Raw genomic sequence first — 5,128 nt, 5'->3', positions numbered from 1 at the left:
ACACGCACGCAAACACACTGGTTATAGGATCAAGCCTTACGGGCAATTAGTATCAGTTAGCTCAATGCATTACTGCACTTACACACCTGACCTATCAACGTCCTGGTCTGGAACGACCCTTCAAGGGGCTCGAAGCCCCGGGGATATCTCATCTTAAGGCGAGTTTCCCGCTTAGATGCTTTCAGCGGTTATCTCTTCCGAACATAGCTACCCGGCGATGCCACTGGCGTGACAACCGGTACACCAGAGGTTCGTCCACTCCGGTCCTCTCGTACTAGGAGCAGCCCCCTTCAAATATCCAACGCCCACGGCAGATAGGGACCAAACTGTCTCACGACGTTTTAAACCCAGCTCACGTACCTCTTTAAATGGCGAACAGCCATACCCTTGGGACCGGCTACAGCCCCAGGATGAGATGAGCCGACATCGAGGTGCCAAACACCGCCGTCGATATGAACTCTTGGGCGGTATCAGCCTGTTATCCCCAGAGTACCTTTTATCCGTTGAGCGATGGCCCTTCCATACAGAACCACCGGATCACTATGACCTGCTTTCGCACCTGCTCGACTTGTCGGTCTCGCAGTTAAGCACGCTTATGCCATTGCACTATCAGCACGATTTCCGACCGTACCTAGCGTACCTTCGTACTCCTCCGTTACACTTTGGGAGGAGACCGCCCCAGTCAAACTGCCTACCATGCACTGTCCCCGACCCGGATCACGGGCCAAGGTTAGAACCTCAAACAAACCAGGGTGGTATTTCAAGGACGGCTCCACCGAAACTAGCGTTCCGGTTTCATAGCCTCCCACCTATCCTACACAGATCGGTTCAAAGTCCAATGCAAAGCTACAGTAAAGGTTCATGGGGTCTTTCCGTCTAGCCGCGGGGAGATTGCATCATCACAAACACTTCAACTTCGCTGAGTCTCGGGAGGAGACAGTGTGGCCATCGTTACGCCATTCGTGCAGGTCGGAACTTACCCGACAAGGAATTTCGCTACCTTAGGACCGTTATAGTTACGGCCGCCGTTTACCGGGACTTCAATCAAGAGCTTGCACCCCATCATTTAATCTTCCGGCACCGGGCAGGCGTCACACCCTATACGTCCACTTTCGTGTTTGCAGAGTGCTGTGTTTTTATTAAACAGTCGCAGCCACCAGTTTATTGCAACCCTTTCACCCTCCTGGCGCAGGCCAGTCAAGCTACAAGGGCGTACCTTATCCCGAAGTTACGGTACCAATTTGCCGAGTTCCTTCTCCCGAGTTCTCTCAAGCGCCTTAGAATACTCATCTCGCCCACCTGTGTCGGTTTGCGGTACGGTCACTATTAGACTGAAGCTTAGAGGCTTTTCTTGGAACCACTTCCAATTGCTTCGCTTCCGAAGAAGCTCGCGCCACACCCTTGAATTCCGTGCCCGGATTTGCCTAAGCACCTTCTCCAATGCAGCGACCGGGACGTCCAACACCCGGACAACCTTCCGCGATCCGTCCCCCCATCGCATCTAACAATGGTGCAGGAATATTGACCTGCTTCCCATCAGCTACGCATTTCTGCCTCGCCTTAGGGGCCGACTCACCCTACGCCGATGAACGTTGCGTAGGAAACCTTGGGCTTACGGCGAGGGGGCTTTTCACCCCCTTTATCGCTACTCATGTCAGCATTCGCACTTCCGATACCTCCAGCACGCTTTTCAACGCACCTTCGCAGGCTTACGGAACGCTCTCCTACCACACACGTGTCTTTCAACGTGTATCCGCAGCTTCGGTGACTGGCTTGAGCCCCGTTACATCTTCCGCGCAGGACGACTCGATCAGTGAGCTATTACGCTTTCTTTAAAGGGTGGCTGCTTCTAAGCCAACCTCCTGACTGTTTTTGCCTTCCCACTTCGTTTCCCACTTAGCCAATCTTTGGGACCTTAGCTGGCGGTCTGGGTTGTTTCCCTCTTGACACCGGACGTTAGCACCCGATGTCTGTCTCCCGTGATTGCACTCTTCGGTATTCGGAGTTTGCTATGGCGTAGTAATCCGCAATGGACCCCACAACCATGACAGTGCTCTACCCCCGAAGGTGATACACGAGGCACTACCTAAATAGTTTTCGGAGAGAACCAGCTATTTCCAAGTTTGTTTAGCCTTTCACCCCTATCCACAGCTCATCCCCTAACTTTTCAACGTTAGTGGGTTCGGTCCTCCAGTACGTGTTACCGCACCTTCAACCTGGCCATGGATAGATCACTTGGTTTCGGGTCTACGCCCAGCAACTGATCGCCCTATTCGGACTCGCTTTCGCTACGCCTGCCTTAATCAGTTAAGCTCGCTACTGAACGTAAGTCGCTGACCCATTATACAAAAGGTACGCCGTCACCCGTTTCCAGGCTCCGACTGTTTGTATGCATGCGGTTTCAGGATCTATTTCACTCCCCTCCCGGGGTTCTTTTCGCCTTTCCCTCACGGTACTGGTTCACTATCGGTCGATCACGAGTATTTAGCCTTGGAGGATGGTCCCCCCATCTTCAGACAGGATTTCACGTGTCCCGCCCTACTTGTCGTACACCTAGTTCTTCCACACTGTTTTCGTCTACAGGGCTATCACCTGCTATGGCCGCACTTTCCAGAGCGTTCGACTAACAATACAGATAAAGAGTACAGGCTCATCCCATTTCGCTCGCCACTACTTTGGGAATCTCGGTTGATTTCTTTTCCTGCGGTTACTTAGATGTTTCAGTTCACCGCGTTCGCTTCACGTAACCTATGGATTCAGTTACGGATGACCCATTCGGGCCGGGTTTCCCCATTCGGACATTTGTGGATCAAAGCTCGTTTGCCAGCTCCCCACAACTTTTCGCAGGCTACCGCGTCCTTCATCGCCTGTGATCGCCAAGGCATCCACCACATGCACTTGTTCGCTTGACCCTATAACGAGTGTGTCTGTCGACACCCCCGCCATAGGCTGAGTTTTCGCGTTGTGCCGTATTCCAAAGCAATCTTTCGATCACCTTTTCATACTTGATACAATCACTACCCTGAATCTCTACTCACACCCATCTCTAAGTGCTTTCGTCGATTCTCTTTACTACTTCTTCCAGATTGTTAAAGAACGTTTAGCCGACAAGCATGCTTGCGGCATCAACTGGCTTTCAATCGCCAATGCAAAGTGCTTACACGAAACACTTGGCATTGAAGACTTGGTGGAGGATGACGGGATCGAACCGACGACCCCCTGCTTGCAAAGCAGGTGCTCTCCCAGCTGAGCTAATCCCCCGTGTCTCTTGGGCCCTATTGGACCCGTCTTGACCGTGGTGGGTCTGGTTGGATTCGAACCAACGACCCCCGCCTTATCAAGACGGTGCTCTAACCAACTGAGCTACAGACCCAAAGCCTGTCTTAAACAACAGCCGATAAGCGTGAGCGCTTAATATACGTGTGCGAAGCTCGAGAAAGGAGGTGATCCAGCCGCACCTTCCGATACGGCTACCTTGTTACGACTTCACCCCAGTCATGAATCCCACCGTGGTAAGCGCCCTCCTTGCGGTTAGGCTACCTACTTCTGGTGAAACCCACTCCCATGGTGTGACGGGCGGTGTGTACAAGACCCGGGAACGTATTCACCGCGGCATGCTGATCCGCGATTACTAGCGATTCCAGCTTCACGCAGTCGAGTTGCAGACTGCGATCCGGACTACGATCGGTTTTCTGGGATTGGCTCCACCTCGCGGCTTGGCAACCCTCTGTTCCGACCATTGTATGACGTGTGAAGCCCTACCCATAAGGGCCATGAGGACTTGACGTCATCCCCACCTTCCTCCGGTTTGTCACCGGCAGTCTCCTTAGAGTGCTCTTGCGTAGCAACTAAGGACAAGGGTTGCGCTCGTTGCGGGACTTAACCCAACATCTCACGACACGAGCTGACGACAGCCATGCAGCACCTGTGCGCCGGTTCTCTTTCGAGCACTCCCGCCTCTCAGCAGGATTCCGACCATGTCAAGGGTAGGTAAGGTTTTTCGCGTTGCATCGAATTAATCCACATCATCCACCGCTTGTGCGGGTCCCCGTCAATTCCTTTGAGTTTTAATCTTGCGACCGTACTCCCCAGGCGGTCAACTTCACGCGTTAGCTACGTTACTAAGGAAATGAATCCCCAACAACTAGTTGACATCGTTTAGGGCGTGGACTACCAGGGTATCTAATCCTGTTTGCTCCCCACGCTTTCGTGCATGAGCGTCAGTGTTGGCCCAGGAGGCTGCCTTCGCCATCGGTATTCCTCCACATCTCTACGCATTTCACTGCTACACGTGGAATTCTACCTCCCTCTGCCACACTCAAAGCCTGCCAGTCACCAATGCAGTTCCCAGGTTAAGCCCGGGGATTTCACATCGGTCTTAACAGACCGCCTGCGCACGCTTTACGCCCAGTAATTCCGATTAACGCTCGCACCCTACGTATTACCGCGGCTGCTGGCACGTAGTTAGCCGGTGCTTATTCTTCCGGTACCGTCATCCTCCAACCATATTAGGATCGAAGTTTTCTTCCCGAACAAAAGTGCTTTACAACCCGAAGGCCTTCTTCACACACGCGGCATTGCTGGATCAGGGTTGCCCCCATTGTCCAAAATTCCCCACTGCTGCCTCCCGTAGGAGTCTGGGCCGTGTCTCAGTCCCAGTGTGGCTGGTCGTCCTCTCAGACCAGCTACAGATCGTCGCCTTGGTAGGCCTTTACCCCACCAACTAGCTAATCTGCCATCGGCCGCCCCTATAGCGCGAGGTCCGAAGATCCCCCGCTTTCTTCCGTAGATCGTATGCGGTATTAATCCGGCTTTCGCCGGGCTATCCCCCACTACAGGACACGTTCCGATGTATTACTCACCCGTTCGCCACTCGCCACCAGGGTTGCCCCCGTGCTGCCGTTCGACTTGCATGTGTAAGGCATGCCGCCAGCGTTCAATCTGAGCCAGGATCAAACTCTTCAGTTTAAACCTGTTACTGTTTTCGGTTCCGTTAGAAACCGGTCGCTCACTCAACGTACTGACGATGATTAATCCGTCTTTCGACAGATAAACCTTCCTCTGATACTTCGTGTGAGACTCTTGATACTTTTGCTATTGCTTCAGCCCCGAAAGACTGAAACCGCAC

General features: G+C 53.0%; 2 tRNA genes and 2 rRNA genes. All 4 read right to left on the bottom strand.

Features of this window, described 5'->3' with window-relative positions:
- Positions 1-25 precede the first annotated feature (25 nt).
- Positions 26-2,912 (bottom strand): 23S ribosomal RNA (locus AWB82_RS36040).
- A gap of 273 nt (positions 2,913-3,185) precedes the next feature.
- Positions 3,186-3,261, bottom strand: a tRNA-Ala gene (locus AWB82_RS36035).
- Between the two features lie 35 nt (positions 3,262-3,296).
- Positions 3,297-3,373: transfer RNA gene (locus tag AWB82_RS36030), tRNA-Ile, on the bottom strand.
- A gap of 63 nt (positions 3,374-3,436) precedes the next feature.
- Positions 3,437-4,968, bottom strand: a 16S ribosomal RNA gene (locus tag AWB82_RS36025).
- The 16S and 23S rRNA genes sit together here with 2 tRNA genes alongside, the layout of an rRNA operon.
- Between the last annotated feature and the right edge of the window lie 160 nt (positions 4,969-5,128).

Source organism: Caballeronia glebae, from assembly GCF_001545035.1.
Taxonomy (GTDB): Bacteria; Pseudomonadota; Gammaproteobacteria; order Burkholderiales; family Burkholderiaceae; genus Caballeronia; species Caballeronia glebae.
The sequence above is the reverse complement of the archived record's forward strand: the minus strand, read 5'-3'. Positions and strand labels throughout refer to the sequence as shown.